This is a genomic window from Helicobacter hepaticus ATCC 51449 (assembly GCF_000007905.1).
Lineage (GTDB): Bacteria > Campylobacterota > Campylobacteria > Campylobacterales > Helicobacteraceae > Helicobacter_C > Helicobacter_C hepaticus.
Genome location: NC_004917.1, coordinates 246,792 through 273,496, shown reverse-complemented (window position 1 = coordinate 273,496; position 26,705 = coordinate 246,792). Strand labels below are relative to the sequence as shown.

Annotated in this window: 24 protein-coding genes and 1 pseudogene; 17 read left to right on the top strand and 8 right to left on the bottom strand. The window is 33.9% G+C overall.

What is annotated here, in order from left to right; translation table 11 throughout:
- Positions 1–17: 17 nt before the first annotated feature.
- Positions 18–3,335 carry a conjugal transfer protein TraG N-terminal domain-containing protein gene (locus HH_RS09130; protein ID WP_158295422.1) on the bottom strand — a complete coding sequence of 1,106 codons (3,318 nt, stop codon included), beginning with the start codon at positions 3,333–3,335 and terminating at the stop codon, positions 18–20.
- A 127-nt stretch (positions 3,336–3,462) separates the two neighbouring features.
- Here HH_RS09130 and HH_RS01360 point away from each other — a divergent pair, with 127 nt between their 5' ends.
- From HH_RS01360 to HH_RS01345, 5 genes are all read left to right on the top strand, one after another.
- A complete protein-coding gene (locus HH_RS01360; RefSeq protein WP_041308936.1) occupies positions 3,463–3,792 on the top strand; it encodes an STAS-like domain-containing protein in 330 nt (109 codons plus the stop codon).
- Entirely contained in the window at positions 3,789–3,926 is a 138-nt protein-coding gene (locus tag HH_RS09480; protein WP_158295421.1) for a hypothetical protein, read from the top strand. Before HH_RS01360 ends, HH_RS09480 begins: the two co-directional genes overlap by 4 nt.
- The gene (locus HH_RS01355) at positions 3,919–4,656 is read left to right on the top strand and encodes a hypothetical protein (protein WP_011115118.1); all 738 of its coding nucleotides are present in this window, start codon (positions 3,919–3,921) and stop codon (positions 4,654–4,656) included. Before HH_RS09480 ends, HH_RS01355 begins: the two co-directional genes overlap by 8 nt.
- 143 nt (positions 4,657–4,799) lie before the next feature.
- The gene (locus HH_RS01350; protein ID WP_011115117.1) at positions 4,800–5,147 is read left to right on the top strand and encodes an STAS-like domain-containing protein; all 348 of its coding nucleotides are present in this window, start codon (positions 4,800–4,802) and stop codon (positions 5,145–5,147) included.
- Positions 5,148–5,161: 14 nt separating this feature from the next.
- On the top strand, positions 5,162–5,668 hold the full coding sequence (locus HH_RS01345) for a type II toxin-antitoxin system VapC family toxin (protein ID WP_011115116.1): 507 nt from the start codon (positions 5,162–5,164) through the stop codon (positions 5,666–5,668).
- 432 nt (positions 5,669–6,100) lie between these two features.
- On the opposite strand, the gene HH_RS01340 is transcribed toward HH_RS01345, so the two are convergent.
- Together HH_RS01340 and HH_RS09840 are read right to left on the bottom strand one after the other, a co-directional pair.
- Complete coding sequence (locus HH_RS01340; protein ID WP_041308935.1) at positions 6,101–6,340, bottom strand: hypothetical protein; 240 nt, start codon at positions 6,338–6,340, stop codon at positions 6,101–6,103.
- A 184-nt stretch (positions 6,341–6,524) separates the two neighbouring features.
- Positions 6,525–6,629, bottom strand: a pseudogene (locus HH_RS09840) (type II toxin-antitoxin system HicA family toxin); the annotation flags it as partial.
- 81 nt (positions 6,630–6,710) lie between these two features.
- Between HH_RS09840 and HH_RS09700 the strand changes: the two are divergent.
- The 3 genes from HH_RS09700 to HH_RS01325 are packed head-to-tail and all read left to right on the top strand — an operon-like array spanning position 6,711 to position 10,092.
- Positions 6,711–8,816 (top strand): hypothetical protein, encoded by a 2,106-nt coding sequence (locus HH_RS09700; RefSeq protein WP_011115114.1) that lies wholly within the window; start codon positions 6,711–6,713, stop codon positions 8,814–8,816.
- A gap of 24 nt (positions 8,817–8,840) precedes the next feature.
- Positions 8,841–9,287 (top strand): Arm DNA-binding domain-containing protein, encoded by a 447-nt coding sequence (locus HH_RS09695; RefSeq protein ID WP_226989500.1) that lies wholly within the window; start codon positions 8,841–8,843, stop codon positions 9,285–9,287.
- Positions 9,268–10,092 carry a tyrosine-type recombinase/integrase gene (locus HH_RS01325; protein WP_226989499.1) on the top strand — a complete coding sequence of 275 codons (825 nt, stop codon included), beginning with the start codon at positions 9,268–9,270 and terminating at the stop codon, positions 10,090–10,092. Before HH_RS09695 ends, HH_RS01325 begins: the two co-directional genes overlap by 20 nt.
- A 621-nt stretch (positions 10,093–10,713) precedes the next feature.
- On the opposite strand, the gene HH_RS01320 is transcribed toward HH_RS01325, so the two are convergent.
- The 4 genes from HH_RS01320 to HH_RS01310 all read right to left on the bottom strand — a co-directional run bounded on the left by HH_RS01320 (position 10,714) and on the right by HH_RS01310 (position 12,392).
- Complete coding sequence (locus tag HH_RS01320) at positions 10,714–11,025, bottom strand: hypothetical protein (RefSeq protein WP_011115112.1); 312 nt, start codon at positions 11,023–11,025, stop codon at positions 10,714–10,716.
- Between the two features lie 8 nt (positions 11,026–11,033).
- A complete protein-coding gene (locus tag HH_RS09475; protein ID WP_158295420.1) occupies positions 11,034–11,195 on the bottom strand; it encodes a hypothetical protein in 162 nt (53 codons plus the stop codon).
- 103 nt (positions 11,196–11,298) lie between these two features.
- Positions 11,299–12,000, bottom strand: coding sequence for a hypothetical protein (locus HH_RS01315; protein ID WP_011115110.1), 702 nt, complete (start codon positions 11,998–12,000; stop codon positions 11,299–11,301).
- Positions 12,001–12,041: 41 nt separating this feature from the next.
- Positions 12,042–12,392, bottom strand: a complete 351-nt coding sequence (locus HH_RS01310) for a hypothetical protein (RefSeq protein ID WP_011115109.1) — start codon at positions 12,390–12,392, stop codon at positions 12,042–12,044.
- A 642-nt stretch (positions 12,393–13,034) separates the two neighbouring features.
- Between HH_RS01310 and HH_RS01305 the strand changes: the two genes are divergently transcribed.
- The 9 genes from HH_RS01305 (at position 13,035) to HH_RS01260 (ending at position 25,625) form a co-directional block, all read left to right on the top strand.
- Complete coding sequence (locus HH_RS01305; RefSeq protein WP_050720586.1) at positions 13,035–13,988, top strand: hypothetical protein; 954 nt, start codon at positions 13,035–13,037, stop codon at positions 13,986–13,988.
- A 10-nt stretch (positions 13,989–13,998) separates the two neighbouring features.
- Positions 13,999–14,586: a hypothetical protein gene (locus tag HH_RS01300; protein ID WP_226989498.1), complete on the top strand. Its 588-nt coding sequence runs from the start codon at positions 13,999–14,001 to the stop codon at positions 14,584–14,586.
- The gene (locus HH_RS01295) at positions 14,583–16,373 is read left to right on the top strand and encodes a hypothetical protein (RefSeq protein ID WP_011115104.1); all 1,791 of its coding nucleotides are present in this window, start codon (positions 14,583–14,585) and stop codon (positions 16,371–16,373) included. The genes HH_RS01300 and HH_RS01295 overlap by 4 nt, the downstream gene beginning before the upstream one ends.
- A complete protein-coding gene (locus tag HH_RS09690; protein ID WP_011115103.1) occupies positions 16,366–17,049 on the top strand; it encodes a hypothetical protein in 684 nt (227 codons plus the stop codon). Before HH_RS01295 ends, HH_RS09690 begins: the two co-directional genes overlap by 8 nt.
- Positions 17,050–17,059: 10 nt before the next feature.
- The gene (locus tag HH_RS01285) at positions 17,060–17,428 is read left to right on the top strand and encodes a hypothetical protein (protein WP_011115102.1); all 369 of its coding nucleotides are present in this window, start codon (positions 17,060–17,062) and stop codon (positions 17,426–17,428) included.
- 9 nt (positions 17,429–17,437) lie between these two features.
- On the top strand, positions 17,438–18,775 hold the full coding sequence (locus tag HH_RS09685) for a hypothetical protein (RefSeq protein ID WP_011115101.1): 1,338 nt from the start codon (positions 17,438–17,440) through the stop codon (positions 18,773–18,775).
- A complete protein-coding gene (locus HH_RS09680; RefSeq protein WP_011115100.1) occupies positions 18,768–20,324 on the top strand; it encodes a hypothetical protein in 1,557 nt (518 codons plus the stop codon). The genes HH_RS09685 and HH_RS09680 overlap by 8 nt, the downstream gene beginning before the upstream one ends.
- A 105-nt stretch (positions 20,325–20,429) precedes the next feature.
- Positions 20,430–24,329, top strand: coding sequence for a hypothetical protein (locus HH_RS01265; protein ID WP_011115099.1), 3,900 nt, complete (start codon positions 20,430–20,432; stop codon positions 24,327–24,329).
- 27 nt (positions 24,330–24,356) lie between these two features.
- On the top strand, positions 24,357–25,625 hold the full coding sequence (locus tag HH_RS01260) for a hypothetical protein (RefSeq protein ID WP_011115098.1): 1,269 nt from the start codon (positions 24,357–24,359) through the stop codon (positions 25,623–25,625).
- Positions 25,626–25,715: 90 nt separating this feature from the next.
- Here the strand turns inward: HH_RS01260 and HH_RS01255 are convergent, their stop codons facing one another.
- Complete coding sequence (locus HH_RS01255) at positions 25,716–26,696, bottom strand: FHA domain-containing protein (RefSeq protein WP_011115097.1); 981 nt, start codon at positions 26,694–26,696, stop codon at positions 25,716–25,718.
- Positions 26,697–26,705: the final 9 nt, after the last annotated feature.

The following is a 26,705-nucleotide window of genomic DNA, read 5'->3' as shown; positions in this document are numbered from 1 at the left end:
ATTATGTCGTAGTATCGTTAGTGTGTTCCATTCCCCATAATTTCATTTCTTACATTATCCTTTACCCCATTCCCCATACTCGTAGCTTGATTCTCTCCAATACTTTTCTTTTCTCTCATTGCTTCTTTAAACTTACCAACACCCTGAGCATACATACTATTTGGATTAATAAGTCCTGTATTTGCACCAAGTTTAGCTATACCACCAGCAGGAGCAAACATACCTACATTGCTCACAGTATTACTTATAAAGCTCATACCTGTATTTGCCATACCTATTGCTCTCATACCTGATACACCACCTATTCCATATCCTGTTGCTGCACTTACACTACCCATATCTACATTATATCCACCTCGAACATTTAAGCTACTATCAAAGCTTCCGTGATAGCCCCCATCAATACCCGCAGCAAGATTGAAGCTTCTCCCATTAATTGTTCCACTAAGTGTAGAACTTCGTGTAAGGGCTGCAAATCTATTTGCTCTTTCAGCAGGACTAGAAGCACTTGCAATAGAGGCGATACCCACTTCACTCATACCTGCTTCTCTTAATGATTGAGTAAGCTGTGTGAGATTGCTATTACCAAATCTATCACCTAGAGCCAATGTATTATGATGTCTCATTGTAGAATCTGCAATCATTGATTGCATACCTGTATGTGTTACTATGCCATTACTCATCATTCCTGAAGCCTGTGCTCCTTGAACATTAGCAGACATAGAGGAGTAATTCATTACACCTGCTGAAGCCATTGTTGAAACTTGTTCTGCCATAATAGATTGTTTTAATCCATCATTGCCGAGTGCATTCATAGCATTATTTACATACGATTCTTGAGCTGCTGCTCTCTCATTAGCAAGATGTGTGTGAGATTTTTTTGCTGCTTCTCCAAGTGATATTACTTCATTACCTATATCACCTGTTGCCCCCATAGAGCTAGAATGTCCATCATAAACTTGTTTCAGTGCTTGGGAGTGGCTTTTATTTATGTCTTCTGCTTTTTTATCAAATGTTTGTCCTTCTGTTGCATTGAAAGTATTTCCAAATGAGTCTTTAATGCCTTGTCCTATTTGTTTTTCGGTTTGACTTTGCGTCATTCCTTGAGCATATGTTTGAATCTCTGCTGCTCTTTGAAATACTTTGCCATCACTTCCATTTGCCACATCAAACCCAACACCTCCATCATAACCTTTTGCAGTTCCTATGGTGCTATCGTGTCTCAAATCTGCATTAGATTTTGTTATACTTGAGAAACTATCCTCACCTTTGCCACCACTAATACCATTAAAATGCTCCCTTGCACTTGCAGCAGTTTCTCTTGCAGTAATATTTTGTATATCAGCACTTGTTTCAGCCATAGCATCAAAACTCCTTTGGAATCCTGCTCCGTGTCCATAAGTCCTTTGCAAACTTCTACCCTGTGCTATTTGATTAAGGACTTGAGCTTCAGCACCATATTGAACAGCATTCATTTGTTCTCTAGTAGTTTCTCCAAGCTTTCCTACACCTGCGGCTTGATTAGCAGCTATACGAGCATTAGTTTCTAAGCCTTGTGCGTAGAAACTACCTTCTCTACCGCCCGAGAGGTCTCCCTCTCGTGTATAGAAATCACCACTCATAAGTCCTCTAGCAGAAGCGATTGTTTTTACAGCAGAGTCATTACCTAGTCCTCTAGCAAGGGCATTACCCGAGATACCTGTTCTGTCTCTAAAGTCGTGTGTATCAGTATAGGCTTCACCAAGTCCCTTTGCCGTAGCTGCTGATTGAACGCCTTGGAATTTACCGCCATCTGAAACTTTTGCGAATCCATCTGCGCCTCTAAACATCGTTTCTTTGCCATATCCTGCCGTAGAGCCAATTTGATTCATTTGTTGTGCTACTTGTCCTGCGTTGAACTCATTATAATTATCCATTTTGTGAAGTGCAGCGATAGCAGCATTGTTTTCCTCAATGCCCTTCATAACAGAAGCAGACACTATGCCTCGTGATACCGTTTCTAAATCTCTATTGTTTGCGTCATTGGCTTTTGCCATTGCTGCCCCTGATGATTCAATACCACCCATTTGAGGAGCGGCAGAGGCTTGTTGTGCGAGTGCAGCAAGGAGTTTGGCTTGTCCTGTGGCAACAACAATGGGGATAATAAATATTGCCCCTGCTGCTATTGTAGAAGCAATTTCTGATTGTGTAGCCATATATTCATAATATGCAGTGCCGTGAATCACATCATTCATATTAATTGCTCCCGCAGTCATTCCGTGCAATGTCTCAGCCGCATTCCTTGAAGTATATTCAGTAATAAGTCCGTGTGTAAGAGCACAAGACATTTTAACAAGTTCAAATGAGAATAAGCTACCCACGAAATAGTAGAGCACTTTTAATCCACTAGGATAGCCTTGAATGGCAATCCACGCAAGCATAAATGGAAATGCTGCATATAATAGTGCTAAAAGAAAGTGCAAGGCTTGCGGAACGCTTTTGAGAGAGAATATAAACTTAGATTGACTGCTTATATCTGTAAGCTTAGCTCTAGCGTCTTTGACTGATTGATTAACATACTGCCCATAAGCACCTTGAATCCCTAAGCTATCTGCATACACTGCCTCGCCTACAATCTTATCAAGCGAAGCTCTTAGTTTAAACTGCACAAAAGGATTCATATTATCGCCCTGTGCAGATACATTATTAGGAGCAGCTACCATAGCATTTGCCATAGCATTGAGCGCAGGGGCTGCAGTAGCAGGATTAAGCCCCATAGCTTTGATAGTTCTATTTTCCCATTGTTTTTCAATCTTATTAAATTCAGCCATCATTTTATCGTAATATTCCTCACAGGAATATCCATTAACATAGAGTGTTGCCTCTAATTGAGGTTGCCAAATCCTTGGATTAAGATTCTGCAAAGAAGTTTTCCCTACCTCAACGGCTTCAATGGCAGCACCTGATATACCTTGATAACGCAAGGCACATTTTTGAACAAAAGTGCGGAAATATTCTACAAAATCTTTTTCTGTCTTTGCAAATTTTGGTGCTGCCCTGTCCTCACGCAACTGAGCAAAGTTTTCAAGGAATCCTATATCTGAGAATCTTGCTCCTTGTATGCTACCAAATGCAGAATCTACCGTTTGAACAAGCCCTTTCCCAAAAGTTGATGTAAGTGAAGCACCAAAGGCGAGAATTACGGGGACATTATCTACACGAACTTTACTCGCAGTGCCGCCTGTTTGTGCTGCATAATAAAATCGCTCGTCCTCTATAGTAACTGTTGCTTTAAATGCAGGATTAAGAAAAACAAACATTATAATGCAAAGAAATATGAATTGCTTAAGGAACATCTCCCAAGAGGGTGTTGCTGCTTCTCCGCCCTTAAAGGTTACATTGTCTGTGGAATGATGTGTGCTTGTTTGATTTATTGACTTACATCTTAATATAATTCCGCAAAACATACAGAAAGGATAAGTTATGAATGGACAATTAAATCATTCCCTTAATGTTAAATCAATTTGTGGGGATTTTGATTTCCTTGGTAGTAGAGGTAGCGGAGAGAATCTTCACGCTAGAATTGTCGATGAAATTTTGGAGAAGAAGCAATCCGCTATTGCAGTAGATTTTAATGGCATTGAGGGCGTTGCTCATGCATTTGCTGATGAAGTTTTTGGATTGATGGTTACTCGTTTTGGTATCAGCTTTCTTAAAGAGCATATTGTGCTTATTAACGCAAATGACACTATCAAAAGTATGTTTAACTATGCCATAAGGGAACGAGCAAAAAAACTTGAGGGTAGAGTTTGAATCTCCTAGAACGCATTGAGCAAACACTACTTTGTATTCAGAACAAAGACTTTTTGCAATTTAATTCGTGGATGGAAACTGCTGATATTTTGCTTATTGAAAACCTAATGGGAAGAGGGATTCTTAATGGATAATGGTGAGAAAGATAGTGTTATAACAATAGATAAAATTGATAATATAAACGATGTTCTAAGATACTATCATCAAATTATATCAGCAACAAGCAATGAAGTAATTATTGATTTATCTGATACAGATTTTATTCGAAGTAGCTTTGTTTGTATTTTAGGACTTGCAAAAGTAACTCAAGAATCTCGCGGAAAAAAAGTGCAAATAATCGAACCAAGAAATCAAAGAGTCAAAAAAGTTCTTGTAGGTATAGGTTTTTTAAAGGAAGGTAAACATAGTCAGGGAATGATTGTGTATAGGAATATTAAATTAAACGAAGAAGAAGGATTTTATTCACAGTTTGATGACTATTTTTCAAAAAAGTTAAAACCATACCTCACGCATATCCCAAATGAGATTTTTGTAAAGCTTATGCAGAAAGTTTTAGAGATATTTTCAAACGCCTTTAGACATAGTCGTAGTGAGAGTGGCATATTTTGTTCAGGACAATTTTTTCCAAAAGGAAATAAGTTTTCCTTTGTTATAGCCGATGGTGGCGTTGGAATAAAAAGCAATGTGGATACATATTTTAATAAAGTAAACCCAAGACTTTTTTTGTTTTTTCCTACAAAATACAACATTCCAGCAAATGAGGCTATTAAGTGGGCTATCAACAAGGGAAATTCTACTACGGGAATTGGTGGATTAGGTTTAGGTTTGTCAGGGAATTTATCGAAAACAGTGGGGGAAGATTAGAAATTATCTCCGACAATGGCATGTGTTGTATTGATACATGGTAAAATAGAATACTCTATTTTAGAAAAGGGATTTGGTGGAACAATGATTGCAGTAACATTAAGGGTTAAAGATAATACCTCTTATAAGCTAAGGAGCGAAGAATGTTAAATGTTGCAGAGATAATTGGCAAAAATATAGGTGTTACAACCGAAGATGGGGAAAAGTTGCATAACAAAATTAAGGAAACTTACAAAGAAGGACAAAAGATTGAAGTATCTTTTGATAAAGTAATGGTTATTTCACATTTTTTGAATGTCGCAATAGGAAAGCTTTATTTTGAGTTTCCCGAAACTAGTTGGGATAGCCTTGATAAAGACATTGTTTATCGTGGCTTAAGTGAGGATGATGATAGTTTATTAAAAAAAGAAGTAATAGAAACAGCTAAGTTTCAATCTAAAAATCCAAACAAAGCAGAAGAGATACAACGAAAGGTATTGCGAAGGAAATAGAATAGGAATGTGCAATGATTAAAAAAGGTGATAAGATATTTATAGACACAAATATCTTAATTTTTCTATTTTCTCCATCGTCAATGCCAAATGATAAACAAAAACAAAAGATTAGCAAGTATAGTGATATTTTGAATAATGTGTGTAATAACGAAAATGAAGTCTTTGTAAGTTCTCTTGTGATTTCTGAATTTATAAATAGATATTTGCGATTAGATTTCAATAAAAAGAAAGAGCAATCAAAAATGAGGCACTATAAAAAAGATTATCGAAATAACGCTGAGGGACAAAAAGCATTTGATATAGCAATGAGACAATTAGAAAAATTCTATACTCTTACATCAGCAAAACATATTAGCGATGGCTTTGAATCAGTAGAATTTTCCGCTTTTTCTAAAAAATCTAATTTGGATTTTAATGATGTGGTTATTGCAGAGATAGTTAAAACTAATGGCTTAAGAATCCTTACTGATGATAATGACTTTAAAGCAATGGGTGTAGATATAGTAAAAGTTCCATAAAGATTAGTTGGTGAGAGCTGTCAAACGGAATCTTACAACCCACATTAGAATCCAAAGCACCCACTCATAATGAGCAAACTATCGCCGATAGTAAAGTCTTTGGATTAAGAGAATTATAACACAATAAACACATCGCTGCATCTCTAAGTAGACTGCCCAATTCTCACAATTCTCATCAGCTACTTGTATGCTTCTTGTCGTGAAGTTATTTTGATGATTTCAATAATTAATTCGTTATGCTTGATATATCCAATCACTCGATAATCTCCAATTCTCCATCGATAGCAATTTTGTGTTTGTGTCCTTTAAGTTTTTTTTGCATTTGGAAGCAAATGTGGTTCGTCATTTTCTTTAAGAATTTCAATAAGAGTTAGAATCCTATCGGCATCATGAGGGGATGATTTTTGGATTTTTTCTAAACTTTTGAGTGCCTTATTGATGATTGATACCGAATATTTCATCTTTTACTTCTTGTGTTAATTGAGCGTATTGCTTGGGATTTGTTGCTTTTCTTGCCTGAAAATCGTTGTAAATATCGGTTTCCTCAATCAAACAAGATTCTTTTTCTTTGCTTTTGTCTGTTTGGATACAAACCGCAGCATTAGCGATTTTTGCTAAATTTTTTATAGCTTCTGCAAATTCGTTACTAGCGTTTTCAATGATAAGTGTCATCACAATATCCTTTCCTTGTTGTTTTATTATAGCATACCTATTTGAACTGCACGAATCTTCATATTTCTCATTTGACATACATTTTAGTGGTATGTGGCTGTCAAAGGAGAAAATACTTGCAACTTAGCTAAAGAAGCATCTATTCTCTAGCTGATTTTATGATAGCAAAAAGTTCTTTAATAATTTTTGGGATGATTCTATGGCTACCCTTTTGTCTTGCAACAACAAAGCCTTCCTGAAGCAAAAGTTTTTCAGCCTCTTTTGCTGTAAGTTTTGGTAATTCAGGTATTGGCTAGTTCTATGGGGACAATCGCTGTATCTTTAGCTTGTATATGCCTAATCTCATCTAGTTGCAAACTTTCCATATACAATGCTGCTGCTTCTTTACTTTTTTGATAGCAGTGTAAGAGACACTAAGGATACAAGCAAAGTCTTTTATTCAGTAGAAAAAAACGGCTCAAAGATAAGCGGAGAATTTGAAGTAGAGATTCTAAATCAAGATAGTGGAGATAAATATCTGTGTCAAGGCAATGATACAGTAATGGGAGATTTAGGACAAAATGCCTTTAGCAATAACCAAGAATGTAATGCTAAATGTCTTGTCAAAAATGTATGCGTAACTATTTCTCCAACTAATAGCACAACTGACCCAAATTGTCAGATTCTAAGCTCCGAGTTTTTGAGTCCCATTACTGATAGTCAAGGCAAAACTCTTTATTTGGGCAAAAAGGTTACAAAAAAATGTGGTATTGTAGTGGATAAAACAATAGGTTGTAGGCAATATGAAACACAAACAACAAACACAGCTGATTTAGATAGCCTATTTGGTGCGATTCCAACCATTCAGACTAATAAGAAAAATCACGACTTCTCTAAGGCTATAAATGTCTTTGGCACAATGGCTTTAGCAGAGAATGCTACCCATATATTTGGTGCAGAAGCAGGATATTGCGATGTGGGACAATTCTTTCCAAGTGCTATGGATATGGTAATGCTTGCGATTAAATATGCAATGATGGTTGGGAGCGGTGTATTGAATGGTGCAACAGAGGGAGTAGGTGCAGCAATGTCTGAAGCAGGGGACGCTGCAGCTTCAACTGCAACTAATGTCGTAACCAAAGCTACAAGTTATGCTACTGCTGCCGCAAAAGCAGGGTGGCAACAATTTACAAGCAATCTTGCTAAAAAAGCAACAGAAAGAGCAGTAGAGGAAGTAGTGAAAGAAGTTGCAAAAAATGCAGCAATGAGAGCGGTAGTTTATGCAGCAGGCAAAGTATTGCAAGAGCAATGCGATAAGAGCGGCATAGGAAGCTTATGCTCTAAGAAAGAGGCAAAGAGAACATCTGCGTGGGTATCAGGCTCAACCGATTCGCTTTTAAGCAATGAGGAATTAGATGGCGCAACTGATGAGAATGATAAAATAGCTATGGATTATGCAAATTGTATGACAGGGCGTTTTGGATTAACATACGAATCTGTTTTAGCGTGGCAAATGGGAACCAGAGAGGTTAATGAGCTTCACTACTCATTCAAAGTGCCAATGATTATAGATGGAAATGAGTTAACTATCTTAAGGCTAGTTATGGAAAATGAAAATCCTTCCTCAGCTGATGACATTGATAAATACTTCTATGCGCGTTACAATTTAGAATCTGCAGGAGAGATGAACGGAAAAAAAGCCTACGCACTCTATGCACTTAAAGGAGATGATGTTCTTATTGCCGCTGAAACAATTTGCGGGGGAGTTGATAGTGTTAATATAATAAGAAAGAAATACGGACAGAGATTCTTAAATCCCGATTTTGCTAATCCAACATTGGAGAGTGAATATCCTCCACAAAATGATTTAGAGGAAACCCTCGTAGGATTAACTGAGGATAGTAATGCCCCAACCTCTGATGGCACAACAAGTGCAGATACTGCATTTATGGTAGCTGATTTTGTAGCAGGTGCATTGCCATTCCCATTTAATATAGCTGCAAGTGTAGTTGTAGATGTTCTAAAGCAAACACAAGAAAATGGAAATACTTGCACCGATATGAGATTTGCTGAACACAGGGCGCAAAAAGACCCAACAGATGGCTCGGAATATATTCGCACTAATAAAAGAATCTCCCTTGACCTTTGTAATCAAGTTTCAGATGAATCAAGAGTAAAAATAGCAGGAAAAACAATCCTCAATAGAAAGCATTATTGCTGCTATGACCAAATAACTACACGCATTTTTGCTGAGGGTATGATGTCGCAATTAGGTAAAAAGATTACTCGAGATAATTGTGCTCCACTAAGCATAGATGATTTAAACAAGGTATCTTTTAAGGCGTGTGAAGCTAATCAAAAGCCCGATAAGGATAATTGCTTCCCTAGTGATAAATTTCAAGAGCTCACTAAGGCATATATGTCAGGAACTAGCATAGGCGTTGAGGAAGCAGTAGGTGGCATAGTAGAGAGCGTATTTCAACTTAAAGAACACTAATAGAAATGTAGAATGGAGAGATAAATGACAGATAGAGCCATTAAAAATGCTAGTCCAAGAGAAAAGGAATACTTCTTAACAGATTCTGATGGATTAAGATTAAGAGTATCTCCCACAGGTGTAAAGACTTTTCAAATGAGATATACTTTTTATGGTAAGCGCAAGATTGTTACCATAGGAGACTATCCGTTCATATCTCTAGCTAGTGCAAGAAATAAAGTGATTGAATATAAGACAAAACTAGCTAATGGGATAGACCCTCAAGCAGCTCTAATGCAAGAGAAATTGGAAGCAAGTAAAACAGATGAGGGGCAAATACATCTTGTTATAGAGGAATGGCTCTTAATTAGAACACATAAAGTATCAAGAAAAACGCTCATAAGAGACAGAGGACTTATTGAACACCATTTTTTGCCTCATTTTGCCCGTTATGATACAAAAAAAAGAGATTGTGTCATCTCTACACATTAGAGATATTCATCACAGCCAAATCTCAAAAATCATTATGCAATTACAGCTTAGAATCCCCGAAGGAGCAAAGAGACTTTTAGCACATTGTTATAATATTTGGCAATTTGCACTTTCACGAGGACTTGCAGAGTTTAATATCATTGCCAATATTGATAAAAAAACAATACTACTACCAAAAAGTGACAGGCATTATGCCAAAATCACTGATAGGGTAGTCCTTGGCGAACTTATGCGTGCCATAGATTCTTACCCAAACTCTATCATTATTAAATGTGCTTTGCAATTTGTGGCAATCATTCCTCTAAGAGCAAGCAATCTTGCCTTGCTCAAATGGGAGTATATAGACTTTGAATCTAAAACGCTTACAATTCCTAGAGGCAATATGAAAGTTAAGAGCAACCATTTAACAGATTTTACCCTCCCACTTCCTAGACAGGCGATTGAGATTCTGCAAGAAATCAAACAATTTACAGGTTGGGGGAAATTAGTATTTCACGCAAGCACTAAGATACATAGCCCACTCGTAATGGAGAGCTTGAATAAAGCCTTGCGCTCTATGGGCTTTGCTGATGAAAAACGAGGCAGAAAACAAACTATTCATTCTTTTAGAGGAACATTTAGGAGTTTGTGTAACACCTACCAAAGCGAACATAATGCAAGTTTTGAAATCAAAGAGGCAGTATTGGACCATAAAGTAGGCAATAGAGTTACTGAAGCCTATTTGTATAAGGTAGAGTATGTAGAACAAATCCGCCCTTTATTGCAATGGTGGGCTGACTTTTTAGATAGGGTAAGAGAGGAATAAAATCGATAAGATTACACCCCTTACAAGATTCTAAAAAGACAACAAAAGTTGCCTAAAAGATTGGTTACAAGTTTGAATCCTCTCTAAAAGTTAAATTATTTTAACTAAGCAACAAAAATCTTAGCGAGTAGCAATATTGCTCAAACTCCATACTACACAATACTACAAAGAAAAAGTGGTAACATATTTGCAGATTTGACTTTAATTATTTCTCCGTGTTACCACTCCTGTTACCATTTTTGTGTCGATAGGAGAAAAACTTGCCGTGTGGAAATTTCTTTAAGGAATAGTTAAGAATGTGCCAAAAATCTCGTATTTTAGGTATTTTAAATGCCTTTTAATTCTTTCTAATTCCCTTAGAATATTCTTAAAGATATTGAGTAATGGTCGGAGTAGCGGGAGTCGAAAAAAGTTAGATATGTAAAATACACAAGCATTTTATAAATAAGTATTTATTTTCGTGTTACCACTCTTGTTACCACTTTAGAATGATAGGGATAAATGTAATATCAGTTTTTTATAGAATGGAGCAAGAAAGTGTTTCTAAGTATATCTATTTTTAAAACCCAAATGGGAAACCTGATAGACAATAGAGATTCTATCAAGTTTTAAAAAGAAATCTTAGGCAGAAACTTCATAGACATCTTGAAGTTCGTGCCAAGAAATTGAATTAGTAGCAATATTGAAAACAACCTTGTAAAATGTATCTACAAAATTTCTTTCATATTGCCCACCTACATATTCAGTTTTCCAACGAGATATACTAAAAGTCCAATCTTTTGGATAGAATCTAAAGCCACTATTGCCACAACCATAGACACCATTACGCTTCCACATCATTTTGGGATTATAGCCATATCTTAGTAAGATAGCTGCAAATACCCGATTTGGTTGTAGTGGTATCTCATTTTTGACAGCAGATAAAGCACTCATAGCAAATCCTAACGAATCGAACATTTGCCGATAGAGTTTTGAAAGCCTACTACAAAATGTTGTTTTGCACTTACACTATTGCTAGAGTAATTACAAGTTTCTTTAGGGACAAAGTTTGCTGTTGCGCCAAATCCTACCAATATAAAATTTAAAGCCAAAATAATTTTCATTGTGTCTCCTTCAATTAAAAGCACCAAAGGACAGACTATTTGCCAATAGGGCAAAAATATCTACCCTATCGGTAACAAAATAGTGCCAAGCACAACTTAAAAATTAGCTCAATGTTTCCTCGTGAAAGTCAAATCTTTTCACTAGAGCCCCATTTGAACCTATAACGCGTGCAGCTCGCAAATTGTCATTAAGCCAATAAGCAATCTGTGTTTTTTTATCATTATAGGCTTCATCGCTCCAATCATCATCGTTAAGATTTAATGCCAAATGTTTGTTTAAAACTTTTTGCATTTGAGACAAAAGATAGTTTTCTGCCGATAGAGAACTTTCAAAATTTTCAGTGTAAATTTTGATGTGGTTTTCGTCATCTTCATCAAAAATTGATAATTCAGCGCAGAAACTATTTTGTTGGACCAACGGACAATAAGAGCAATCTTTTGTGACACACAAGCTACAAGGAATTATTATTTTAGAGCAAGCAGGACAAGACTGAAACCTCAAAAAAGGTTGCAGTTCGACCTCATTCTCGCAAAAAGGACAAAGTTCGGTTATGGTTGTAACCAAAATATTCTCCACCCTTTTATAAACAATAATGCCATCATCGCAATGCTCGTTTAAGAAAGCCTCTGCACTACTAGCAGTATTAATCACACCTTGCCAATTACTGCATTTTTTGCTTTCATCTTGAGCAATTCTAATAAAATCAACATCGCGTAACTCCTCACTACTATAAGCGTAAAACTCACGATTATCATTGCCAACAATAGCATAAATCCTTGTTATTTCTTTGCGCTGAGTATTCATTCAATCTCCTTTTTAAACTACTATGGGTATAACCATAAACACTAAAACAACTCGTGCCATTTTTTAAGAAAACGACATTTGATTGTTTCGTGAAAATCCTTCACTTCCAAGATAGATTCTTGATGAATAACCTCAAGTATATCTTTTGAATAAGGCTTTGCGATTTGCTCCCAATCGTAATTTTGTGTATCCATAAGCACAAGTGCTTCACTAACGAGTAATCGCCTGTCTGCAATTACCACCTCATCGGGCATAGTAGGAGTAAGTCCAAACAGCCTAGCTGCTTGTTTTAACGCCCTTTGCTCTGCCAACCTATATTCTTGCATATAAGGAGAGTTTTTAATCGGAGCAGGAACATCCATACCCGTTAAACCCTCAAATGCTTCGTGCAACAAAGCCCATTTTTGTAGCTCTTGGTTTCTATTTCTGACATCTTACAATCCCCTCAATCTAAACAATATTATCTCTACAACCAAGATTATCAAGACTATCAAATTTACTCCCTATGGATTAGACTTTAGACTATATAGCAAGGATATAATTAAAGCTTTAGATTTTAAAGACTTTCCTTTTAAAACTTTATGTAGCACAATAGGATAGAGTAATAATTGAAAGCATTTTATTTAGTTTATTAGGCATTGTTCTAATTGTCTCTCCCGTAATACCAGCTTTTTTTATTGGCTTCTACACATCATTGACATTTAATGTATTGTTTCTTTATTTTCTTAATCGTTTTTTGTTCCCAAAAATGATTTACTCAAATTATTTTTTAAAAGAGTATTTTTTAGGTATATTGCTTGTAGTGATTGTGTTTGAAATTATTAGTTTTTTTGATAGTGCCTCTTGATGCAAACATATTGCTATCATTATATTTAAATATTATAAGGTATTTTATTGTAAAATAGCAATACTTAGGAGGATACTGTGATGAGAGGGATTGATTCATTTGCAGACAGATTAATAATGCTAACCGCACAAGATATAGATAACCTCAATAAGGATTCTCATATCGCATACCTCAAAGCTCTTTATGATTGTCAAAATTTTGTTCTTGTAGATTTGTCCCATACCCCAACCCTCAACAAAAAACATTCATTCAAAACTTTGGCTACAAAGATGACTTTTACCTCTCCTTCCTCTCCAACAAATCCTCTATAAGCAATGAATACTTAGAAGCTAGAAAATCCTTATATAAAACCTATCAACAAATCAAACAAGAACAGGCACAAGAGCTAGAATATCAAATCAGCGAAATAGATTCTCACAGCATAAATACTCACAAAGGAAATAGGATAAGTTCCAATAATCTCATTTTAGAATCCAAAGATAAAAACAACATTATCATATTCTTAGATACTTCCAATTCCCTTTCTCACCTCCTCCATATCCATAACAATAAAATAGATATTTTCACTCAAGATAAAACTTGCATAGATATACAATCTTTATTAGAAGACTATCAAGACTATGGTATTACACAAGATATTCTTAACTCTCCCTCTACTCAAATCTTTTTCTACTCTCATCTCCTATTAGGCTCATCTGAAATAGAAACGAATCCCTTTCTCTTTGGTGAATTAGATAAAGACAATACCATTAAACAAGATACACCAAGTTATCACTTCTCCCCCAAAGATGAAGAAAATAATCTAGGCACACTTCTTATCTTTTTAAATGCTTCTACTCTTACTCTTTTAAATTATTCTCTCATTGATTCTAGTTTAAATATTAAACTAGAACTCACAAACAAAGAATCTAAAGAAAAACAAGATAAAGCTATCATACAAAGAGAACAAAAACAACACAAAGAACAATTAAAACCTTTAAGCATTGCAATGCTTCACCCTATACTAGAAGATAATGAGATGAAATGCTCTCACGGAGGAGTAGTGCAATTAAAATCTAATCTAGGTAAAGAAGCTTTAAAGAATTTTAAGTATAATCAATCTATTACTCATTATCATTGGAGCATAGAGAATGCAGCATAAAAGGCATAAAATGATATATATTGTTTCGGGCATATTTGGAATCTTAATAGTATTTTTTATGATAAAAGGTTGTTCTTATCCTACAAGTTATCGTGCCTTTATCCCTAAGGCTTTAGATTCTGAATATAAGGAATATCAAAGACTTTGTAAAGAAGAGATAGGCAAGGTATTGTATGCAAGACCTGCAGGAGAGGGGGCTAGATTGGAGGATATACGTCTTTCTTTTCCTAATTCTCTTGTGAGTGATTCTATTAGATTAAACATAGTGAGCGTTTCAGATGGAAAAAAAATTATATATATATACACACAAGCTTTTGAATATTATACAAGCTGGACAAAAAAAAGCTTTTCAATGCACAGCGACCATAAACAACGTATCCGATGCAGACCTTTTAAAGATTTGAAAGAAGAATATGATATAATAGAGAAAATAGCTCTTGAAAATAAAGAATATATAGGAGATGAAATGATTATCAAAGAAAGGCATAGAATATATCATATGGATTATGCTTCTTCTCAAAAATATATCTCACAAGTCTTTAAAGAAGCTATTAATGCAAAAAGCTCCCACTACATTGATTTGAAGGAATTCCAATGACCCACTCCTATAAATACTCTCTTGGTATTTATGTTAATAGGAATTTTGCTTCTAGTGGTGGCAGTGGTAATCCTCACGTATTCTTAGGATTAAAAAAAGAAAAAGTAAAATGCAATGAATTGCAAATACAAATGAAAAAAGAACAATTAGAAAAATTGAAATCAAGTTATAGTAACAATGGATTATCTTTTGGTAATATACAAGAAAGCATTAAACAATATGAGCAAGATATAAAACAAATGCAATGTTTTATAAATGAAGAGACTTTAGAAGATTTAAAAAAAGAATTAAGTCAAGAAAAGTATCAATACAATTTTACAAGCCATAAAAATTTTAAAGCGTGGAGCGATACTGACTTGAATGACAACAAAGATTTCGATAAAAACTTGCGAGAGACTTTTAATAATGACTTTACATTCCTTAGACAATGCTATGCTGATATTACAGAGCCATTCTTTGAATGGTTAGAGCATATTAAAAAACAAAGCATTGCAGACAATATTGATTTTACTCAATTTGAAAAACTCTTTAATGAATTTGTAGAATCCCCTTATAGCAATATTTTCTCTATTGAGGGCTTTTTTGGTTTTGGACCTTATCAAACAGGATTGTTTAAAAACTACAAAGATGGTAATTTTCAAACAGGAGGGAAAGTATTTCAAAATAATCATTGGAATGATGATTTTGAAGAAAAGACAGAAGTTCAATACGATAAACTTAAAGAGGAACTCAAAGATAAGCCACTACCTAGAATTCCTCTAAATTCGGACGACAAACAATACTTCATTTACAGCAAAGACTTTATTCTTACTGATTTACGCCCCTTAAAAACCTTTCAAGAATACCAAAGTGAAGTGATGAGCATTAGTGAAAGTCAATATAAAAAAATCTGTAAAAGCATTCTTTTTCAAACTCTCTTAACAAGTGATAAATTAAGAGAAAACCCTAAAATCTTTGGCGATAAAAGAAATGTATTTAAAAATTACAAAGTGGTTGGCAATTCCTGTGTAGATTTCGTAATGGATAAACTCCGATTAATAGGGGCTAGTAAATTTCACAAAGCAACCGCTATTATCCCCTATGATATTATTAATCATATTCAAAATATGATACCCAATAATTATAACAACCAAAAAGGCACTTACAAAAAACCTCTCTCCAAAGGTGATAAAATTTCTTTTTTACTTTATGATTTCGAGCTATTCTACCAAAACTATTCTACCCTATGCAATATAGATTCTACTTGGGCTTGTGAAGAAGGATTAAAGTCTTTCAATCAATATTGTGAATTTCTTTTACATAGTAATCTTTTACATCATACAAGGCTTAATCGCCTTACAGATAACATTACCAATAATCAACTCAAATCTTTAGCAAGAAATACAGAAATAGAACAAATAGAAGATGATGTTAATATGCGATTAAACACACATTTTTGTCTAGCTTCTTATTTTCAAGATAGATTAAAATATGAACCTCACTTGCAGACAGAAGTTGCTTTGATTATTTATGATGATGAAAAAGAGCATTATCTCAAAGCAGATTCTCAAAGTAAATTTGCTTTTAGCGAATTTAGCTATGATAGAAATATGCCTAGCCATAATATAGCATTATGGTATGAACAACCTATCCTTTTTGCAGAAAATCCTTATCCTTTAGCAATACACATTCAAGAAAATATTTTTAATAATTATCCAAAGTATTTTGCTCAATGCATTGTAGGTAATAAAAAAGACTATGGAGATTATAGAAACTTTTTAAAACAAGAGGAAGTGAGTAATGCCTAATATATTTATTGAAAGAAAAGATAAAGTATTTTTAGATGTCTTAGACTTACAAAATCAAGGTTATACAGATATACACTTTAAAGGTTTTCACCTCACAGGAGGCACAGAATCTTCTAATCCTCTCTCTACATACTTCTTTGGTGAATTAGATTCTAACTCCAACACAGGATTAGATGAATCTCTTCCTATCTATCACTTCTCCCCTAAAGATGAAGAAAATAATCTAGGCACACTTACTATCTTTTTAAATGCTTCTACTCTTACTCTTTTAAATTATTCTCTCTTAGATTCTAGTTTAAATATTAAACTAGAACTCACAAACAAAGAATCTAAAGAAAAACAAGATAAAGCTATCATACAAAGAGAACAAAAACAACACAAAGAACAATTACAACCTTTAAGCATTGCAATGCTTCACCCTATACTAGAAGATAATGAGATGAAATGCTCTCACGGAGGAGTAGTGCAATTAAAATCTAATCTAGGTAAAAGTATTCAAGATAAGAATATTCCTTTTATATTAGAAACCGATTTACTCTATAGCTCTATTGTAGGTTGTCCTAATCCTCCTATAAGTGGAGGACCTTGCACACAAGTAGCACTCATACTTCCTAGTTCTCGTGGATTAAAAAAGCATAATGAAGATTATCCTATAATGCAGGATTTAGTTTCGTGAGGAGAATGAATTGCAAGAAAAATTCAAATGGGGTAAATTTATTTTAGATTGTTTGATATGTTGGGCATTAACAATAGCTTCTTATTTTATATTTTTTATCCCAGCAAGCTTAATCGCACAATTTGTTAGGAAGTTTTTAATTTATGTTTTTAATTCAACATCTTATTATTTGGGAAATCTAAATATTTTAAATGATTTTTTCTTTATTGCTCTTTGGCTTATGTTATGTCCTTTGTTTTTCTTTGGAATTTGGTTTTTCTTAGAAAAAAAAAGTATAATTAAATACAAAATTTACAATTCAAGCTTTTGGTTTGTATTTATATTATCAACAAGTTTTTGGTGGTGGTTGGCTTATGGATTTGCGACCACTGGCAAATAAGGAATTTCAATGCCATACTTTATAACAATCTATATCCACCCAATGAAAGGCAATATCCCTCACGCCTTTCTAGGACTTACACGCAAACATCCTAATGAATTAGATACTATAAAATATGAAAAAGAAATAACATATTGGGATTACAATGAAGGAAAAATGAAACTTTGGAGAAAAGAAGAAATCAAATGGTATGAGAACTTTGAAAATGTAGAATTTAACGATGGCTTTTATGGCTTTGCACCTGTGGAATCTAGTGTGAGCCATTGGGGTAAAGTGTTTGAAAATAATCATTTTGTCCCTCAATGGAATGAGAACATTAAAAATTATGATTATGCCTTAAGGGATAAAAGCACCTTTGATAAATCTAATCGTTGTGTATTTGAAGTTTCACAAGAACAATATGAATTTTTACTTGATGAGATTAAAAAAGAAGTAGCACAAACAAGCAATAGAAATCCTAATTTACAACAAGATAATAGCAAAATGATAAGCCTTGAAACATTGAAAGAGAATTTGTATTATAATTCTATGCCATTTGACACTTCTTTATCTTTGCCTCCTATCAAAGCTCTTCCCCTCCACAACTGCACCACTTGGGTTTTACACAAACTAGATAGCATAGGTATAGAAGTTTTTAATATCAAAGAATGGATACCCGATATTCCTGTATTTAAAGATTTAAAAGAATTGTTCCCCTATCTTAAATTTTGCAATTCTACTTTCCTCAAATTCCAAGCCATAGATTCTAACTTAGAATCCATTAAAGGAGCAAAAGCTTTTAGAGAGTGGGCTAGGACTTTTATCCAACACCCTTGTTTCCATCAGCTTTATATAGAAAATAATCCATCGTTAAAGAATATGGATTTAGACCAAGAACAAAAGGATTTAATCCTAAAGGTTTTATTTAATGTGAAAGAAATTTACAATATTCTTGATATAATCTTACAAACAAGACTTGATAAAATTGTCCATACAGATACAAAAGGAGATTTTGAATTAATTTATTACGACCGACAAGAAAATAAAATCAAATCTCTAAAGGCAGAAAATGATTATAATCCTATTGCGGTAGAGAATTTTGACTTAAATATTCCTGCTAATAATTGTTCCATTAGCAAATTTTATCCTTTTATCTTTATTCCTAGAGATAAAATCCTATCAAGAATGCTGTATCATAAATATGACTATGGTAAAGTTTCAGAGAGTTATCAGGAAGCTGCAAATGAATTTTACTTGAATGTTCTAGCAGGAATACAAAGCGATAAATATTGGAGCAAAAGTTATCATAAGCTTTCAAAGATAAATAAGCAATTTCAAGTTCAAACAAAAGAGATAGAAAATGTCTGAAACAAATAACACAACCAAAACAAAAGAAACAATCTTTGCTTATGATAATCAAATAATTGATATGGAGGAATTAGATTCTAAAAACATAGACACTCTAAACTCTAAATTATATTTTATGGGCATAGAACTCACAGGAGGCACAGAATCTTCTAATCCTCTCTCTACATACTTCTTTGGTGAATTAGATTCTAACTCCAACACAGGATTAGATGAATCTCTTCCTATCTATCACTTCTCCCCTAAAGATGAAGAAAATAATCTAGGCACACTTACTATCTTTTTAAATGCTTCTACTCTTACTCTTTTAAATTATTCTCTCTTAGATTCTAGTTTAAATATTAAACTAGAACTCACAAACAAAGAATCTAAAGAAAAACAAGATAAAGCTATCATACAAAGAGAACAAAAACAACACAAAGAACAATTACAACCTTTAAGCATTGCAATGCTTCACCCTATACTAGAAGATAATGAGATGAAATGCTCTCACGGAGGAGTAGTGCAATTAAAATCTAATCTAGGTAAAAGTATTCAAGATAAGAATATTCCTTTTATATTAGAAACCGATTTACTCTATAGCTCTATTGTAGGTTGTCCTAATCCTCCTATAAGTGGAGGACCTTGCACACAAGTAGCACTCATACTTCCTAGCTCTCGTGGATTAAAAAAGCATAATGAAGATTATCCTATAATGCAAGATTTAGTAAGCTCTGGAGTATTCTCTGATAAGGGAGTTCCACTTATTTGTATTCCTAAACCTAATAGTTATAAAATCAATGCCCCTAGTCCTACTCATACTAAGAATATCACTAAAGAAGCTTTAAAGGCACAAATAGAATTTCATAAACCCATACTAAGGCTACACTATAAAATCTGTCCTTCTCAAAAAGATAATCTTCCTATATATAGAATAAAGCTTAATGATAGTATTATAGAATCCAACAATGATACACCACTAGATGCTCTTCATATTGATATAGCTAAGGATACTCAAGCATTAGAGGCGGAAATATTAAATGATAATAGTTTAGATTCTACTCTGCAAGATATACTCTCTAAACTCTACTCTAGTTTAAAACAAACTTATGCCAAAGACTATCTTTATCAATATCTATCCTTACAATTAGATTCTAATGCCCTTATTCTCATACTCCTTATCCCCCAATCTCTCCCTAAACTCTTTAAAGAATATTATAGAAACTATGAACATAAAGACTATGGCATAGGAAAGTATCACTATCTCTATAATCACTGCACTTTTACAGCATTTAAGATAGAAGACTCTATGCAGGTAGGATTAGATTTTAATCCTAATAATGCTACTATTCTTACACTACACACACCTTACAAAGCACAAAGACTAGAGATCGAGTTAGCTAATGGATTGGATTCTACCATAGAATCCAAGGATAGAGAAAGACAAGCACAACAGGCTAAAGAATCTAAAAATTCTCAAAACAACACAAAACAACAAATCATAGACTCTCTATTGACTATTACCCTTATCAATGGAGGCTACAAAGAGAAGTATTGGGAATTTGGGGAATAGGAAATACAAATATCTAAAAGAGACAATACCTAAGAATACATAAGCAAAAATACGCTTAAGAGAATTTTATGATAGAATAAGGATTGTGTAAAAGAGGTGGCTCAAATGATAATTTCAAGCAAAGAAGAATTATTACAAGAAATTGATAATATGTTAGGCTTAAAGACACATAAAACAATACATCAGATTATATTTCTTTGTCCAAATATGAATGCAAATCTCATTACGCATAATAACCAATCACCACAGAATCTAGGGCAAGAAATCCTAAATAAATTACAGCAAACGCACGTTGATGCAACTATACACAGCTTTGAGACATTAAGTCAAGAACAAATCTTGGGAACAAAACAACCCTACAACCTACCCAAACATATTACCCTAAAGACATATTGCAATGATGACACTATCATCAAAACCCTATTAGATTCTATTAAAGAATCTGCAAAGATTAATACAGCTAAGCAATATGAAAACCTAGAGACTATGCTTGATGACATCAAGTCTGAAAATATAAATAAGATTTCTCTAATAAAACCTAAAAATGAAGTAATAAAACAGATTAAGGAATTCATAGAATCTAACTTGTTTGCAGATATGATAAAAGCAGATGCTAAGGCAAATATTGAGCAACTTTTTAATAAGCTAGAGCAGTATATCAAACAAGCCCTAGAGGATAAAAATAACGATGATTATAAAAATATCATAAAAACAATCTTTGGCGTGATTCTTACTATTGCCACAGGTGGAGGTGCAGCAATCATATTGCTAGGTATATCTGCAGTATTGCTTTCATCACTTATGGACTATCAAGATGCTAAAAATAACAAATATAGCTATATCAAAAATCCAATCATAGAGTTTCTTGCCACCGAGTTAGCAATGTATATACAGCTTGCAAACACACAACTACTCTCTTGTATGCTGATTGTGGAAAGCACACAAGAGACAGACAAGAAAAAAATAGAATTTCTTGACTTATCAGGCTTTAATCTTTATTTGGAAAATACGTTATTATCGTGTGCTCAATCTATCGCTTTTAAGGGTGAGTTTGGCTCTATGATAGATATTCCAAACCTATTAGCTCAAAAAGCAATTACCCTACCCAAAACACAACACAATAGTATAAAAGCTCAAATGCTCCACATACACCAAAATGAAACTAAACAACAAAATATCAAAGACGTATCTCTTCTTACACATATGCTCCAAGCAGTGCGATACTTCAATCATCTTGCCTATATAGAATCTCCACATTTTAATTCCGCTCTATTAGCTGAAATTTTGAATAACAAAAACACTCAATACCCCAATAATCACACTACAAATATGGCAAAAAATTATCTTATTATCACCAATGCCCCAAGCAAATATAATGCAAAGCTTACAGAGACGATTACCCAACACATCATTGGTAATACAATTAAAGACGATATAAACAATCGCACCAAACAAGAGCTTACTCTCTCAAGAGAGGGCAAAAAGAAAAGCTACAACACCACAAGAGATTACAGCACATATAGGATAGAAATCAATAAAAAAGATGATGAGCCTTATATGGTGCAGCTTTCGCCATTTGTGAGAGTAGATATGAATAAGATTAAAGCGAGTTTTGAAAATAACGAATCCTATAAAAAAGCACAAAAAGAACTACAACAATTACATACACAGTACGATACAAGCTTTTATTCAAATTATTCACCCGGCAATATGACCTTGTATGATTTAATGAATAAAAAAACATCTCAATTAAATCACATAAAAAAATCCTATGGTATAGATTATATAAACCAATTCTTTAAAACTCCAAAAGAGATTGAGGATATTATTAAAAAAGAAGAGCAAACAGCTAAAGATTTTCTTACCCAATTACAATATTTCCATAATAGCAATACAAACTTGGATAATTCTTTATTAGCGATTTTTACGCTTTTTTATGGACTCTATGTGTTTAAGACACATTTTCCAAGCTTTGAGTTGAAAAGTAAAATTATTGTAGATAAACCAATAAGTATCGACCCCTTTTTCATAGCCCAAGATTGTCTTCAAGTCTCTTGTTTAAATAAAACTTGGGAGTGGGAGTTTGAGCTAACGAAACCACCAATCTATCATATATCATACAAAAAACCACCTCAAAATGCCCGAATTGCAAAAGTTTTACAAGAACAATTATTGCAACCCCCAAACCCACAAAAGACAGAGCTAAGTAAAGACTTCTTGGACTATCTTAGAGGGTTTATAAATACTGATATTGCCAATAATGATGCAAAAGCATTTGATGATGAGATTCAACAAATTGTAGGGATTGATTTAGATAAGGAGCTAGAGCAAGAGCTAGCACAAATCGAAAAATATGGAGAAGAATATAAAAAGATTGTGCAGCAAGAACGCACACAAGAAGTATTTTATAACTCACTCTCTAAGATATTAGGCATAATATGCCCCTTTATGAATTTCGCTCACGAAGATATGATTGATACGACAAAGCATTGCCTTGCGATTTTTATCAATACCCTTGAATATCTAAATAAAACTCAAAGCTCAAAACTTGCTTTGTATCGGGTATTGCTTACAGAAATAGGAGGAGTGCTATTCTTATCATATCCTACAACGATACGCGTGCATATTGAGATTAATGGAGGAGTTCAAGACACATCAAGAAAATTGAATGATAAAGTAGATATTGTAAATAAGATAAAAGCAAAAATCGAAGAATTGGCAAATCCAAAAAACAAAGAGATTAGAGAAAATTTCCTCAAAGGCTTTGCCCAAGTAGAGCTAAGACGCACTCAAGCACAAATAGCACATTTTGAGGCAAAAACTGCTTTTATCCTTGAACACATTGATAAAAATGTCAAAAGATTAAACCTCCAAGCTATCAAAGAAAAGCTAAAGCAAACTATGAGCTCACCCAAAGACAAAGCATTGATTGATAAAATTTGCTTTACATATAGCAGTGGTAAGGCACAATCACACCTTATAGGCACACTTCAAGCACGAGAAATTTTCTCTCAAATCAAGCAATTTCGTTATAATAAGATTATTTATCAACTCAACGCTAATGCTGCTGCAACCGCAGTAGGTATAGCACTAGATATTATGCTGAATCATTTTTTCAGCACCAATTATGAGGCATACCAAAAAGAGTTTGAGAGCATTATGCACAAACGTTATAGCTTTTATTATGATTTACCCTATGCGTTAAAAAGAGTAGAGAGCTTCCTAGAGCTTAATGACCAAAATCAAGCCATCAAAAAAGACAGGGAGCTCACCTACTATCCTATGTTAGTGCATTCCAAATTTATGTCTTTTGATTTACAATCAATGATATATGGCACAGAGCTTTGCACAGGTGGGCTGACACATCATATCGGACTAGCCTATTTATTACGACAAAACAACAGCAATGTCTTACAAGAATTCTTGCTTACAAAGCTTCTAGCTTATCTCATCATCGATGAGAAGCGAAGGGCAAAAGATAAGCAAGATTATGAGATACATTATAATAAACAAGTGCCAGATTATACATTCTTTCATCATAAGAGTGTAGATAGCAAAGGCAATATCACAAACACAACAAGCCATATATCCCTAGATAATATACGCAAATACCAAGTGCCAGAGGAGAGTAGTTTGTATAAGGAATTTAAGGCAAGAGAAAGAAAAGGGGAGGCATCAGCCATTGATGCTTATAATGAAGTCCTAGAAATCTTAGCAGAGTATAAAGACTATTATTTTACTCATACAAAAAGTGAAAAAGAAGATAGAAACAAAGCAAGGCGATTATTAGAATGCCTTAATGTTATAGGGCAGAATAATATGAGGGCGTTGTATGTGGGGGTGAATGATGATAGTAAAGCTGATGAGCCGCCAACACCTACTATTATGGGAGCAAACAATGACGAAGAAGATAACAAACAATCACAAGAAGACAAGAAACGTCCTAAATTCATAGGACGATTAGCCACGACTATCATTATAGAAGATGGCTTATGGTTAGGATAGATTTTTAAATAAGATTAAGGAGAAATAATGAGTGAGACATATCAGATTACTACACCTAATGGACTTATTTTGCAAGTTGATAAAGGCACAAATAAGATTCATTTTGTAAAAAACAAGGTAGAAACAGGCAAATACACAGAGGAATATTCTAAAGCCTTACTAGAAGCTTGGCAGATAATGGAAGAAGCAAAGAAACAATATAAACCCCTCTACCTAGACCCAACCCTTAAAACAAATCCAAACCATTTTAAAGAATTTCAAAGCTTTCGTAATCTCTATCTTAAAGACCCTATAAAAAAAGCTATAGCCCCTTGGACTAAAAAAGAAAAAGCCTATTATGAATCTTTACAAACTAAAAGAGAGAGATACCAATACTTAGTAATAAGAAGTGGATTAAGAAGTGCAGTCATAGATATACCCTTTGATGCTATTGGTGGAGTAGATGAAAAGGGTAGGGTAATAAATAAAGAATATGAAGACATCTTTTATCAAGTAGATAGGAATAAAGATACATTAAAATCTGAATTCTTTGCTACAGAATGGGGTATAGCTGCAGGGATACTAGGGAATCCAGAATATTTTGCTTCAGATTTGACAGGTTTTACCGCACGATATGTGCAATCTACAATACTCTATATACAACTTAATCCAAAAATAGATTATAGAGGTATATTAAAAATCATAGAAATATATGGAAAGGATTATGTGGGGAGTTTTAGGACTTTTAAATCAGGATTACGTAAAAACCCTTTGCGCCAACAACAGCTTATAGCTCTAGCTAAGAGCATAAAGCCAGATAGATTTGGTATGCTCCCATACATAGATGAGATAATGGGAGTAGATTGGGTAATGGATTTGAATATGTTATATGGGTATTCCGTAGATGGAGATGGATGGACGATAGAAAAACGCATTAAAGAAATAGATGAAGGCAAACTCCTAGACCCTAGAGACCCTCAATCCACAAAGCAAACACGACTAGCATTTAAAGAAAGACTAAAAACAATACGCTTTAGACGATATGATACTGACTTACCAAATGATTGGACACAAAAAAAGGTAGATTTATATATAGATTCTATGCTTTTAGAAGCTAAGATTATGGCTGTCTCTCCCCCTCAAGGTTATCCTAATGCTCCCACTTACTATATCCCAGAGTATTTAGATGAACTCTATGAAGCAGGTAAGCTTGATAAATTGCTCAATCCCACTATCCCAGCCATATATAGAGAAACTTTCCCACAAGAATTACGTGATAAAATAGAATGGTATGCTAAAAAGCATCATATTAAATAAAAAGATAAGTATTGATAAATGCCATACAAAGATGCAAAATACATAAAGCCTCAAACTTTCAATTTGCAAAGAAGAGGAAGTATTAAGAATCTAAAGAGGATTCTTTAAGTATGTGCTAAGTGCCTTTAAAAGCATACATTGTAAGGATTCTTTACTATTTTGATGAGATTGAATAATGGCTTGAGTTAATGAGTTTGCAAATATATCGTGTTCTAATATCTCAAAATATGGGCTATGGAGTTCTTTGCTAATAAGGGCTAGTATGAGAGTGTTAAGAAGCGGGATAGAATCTATAAGCAAGGTATTATGCAGGATAGAATCTAGCTCTTGTGTGTCAAGTATGTGCTCATAAGTTGTCATATTGATGTGTGATAGGGGGTTATTAGGCATAGAGAAAGATTGTAGCATTCCTTGTAGGAATGTTTGTATATTCTTGGTATGAAGGATAATATCACTTTCCTTTGTTTGTGGTGATATTTCTTTTTTAGAAATGCTATCTGTTATCATTGATTGCGATGAAGTGATAATGTTTTGTATAGTATCGTGAGTGTTTGCTATATCGGAGGGTATGGTATTTATAACTTGTGCTGGAGAGAGTTTTTCTAATATCTTATGTTTATCTAAGTTGTCAGCCATATTTTCTTCATCTAATATTTTTGTATCTAGTTGCACTCTAGGCTTAACATCTATGGCAAAATCACTTTCATCAGCAATTTTATCAAGCACTTTTTTATAGTCTAGGAAGTCATCTTTTATATCTTTTGTGTCTATAAAGCTACATTTATATTTTCCAATTCTAAAACTATCCCCAACTTCTATAATTGTTTCATAGCCTTGCTCAAGTTTAGAGAAAGATTCATTGTAAAATACTTCAGAATCCCCAATACAAGAGATAGTAAAGCAACCATCTTCATAGTTGATATTAACATGTCTTTCTTGAATAGATTCATCTGGCAAACACAAATGATTGATGGAAGTATTGCCTATGGTTCCTCCATTATCGTCAAAAACACAATAAATCGGTTTTGCTTGGTTGTCAATGTCTTCTACAAGAATTGCTATTTGCTCCATTTGCGTTCC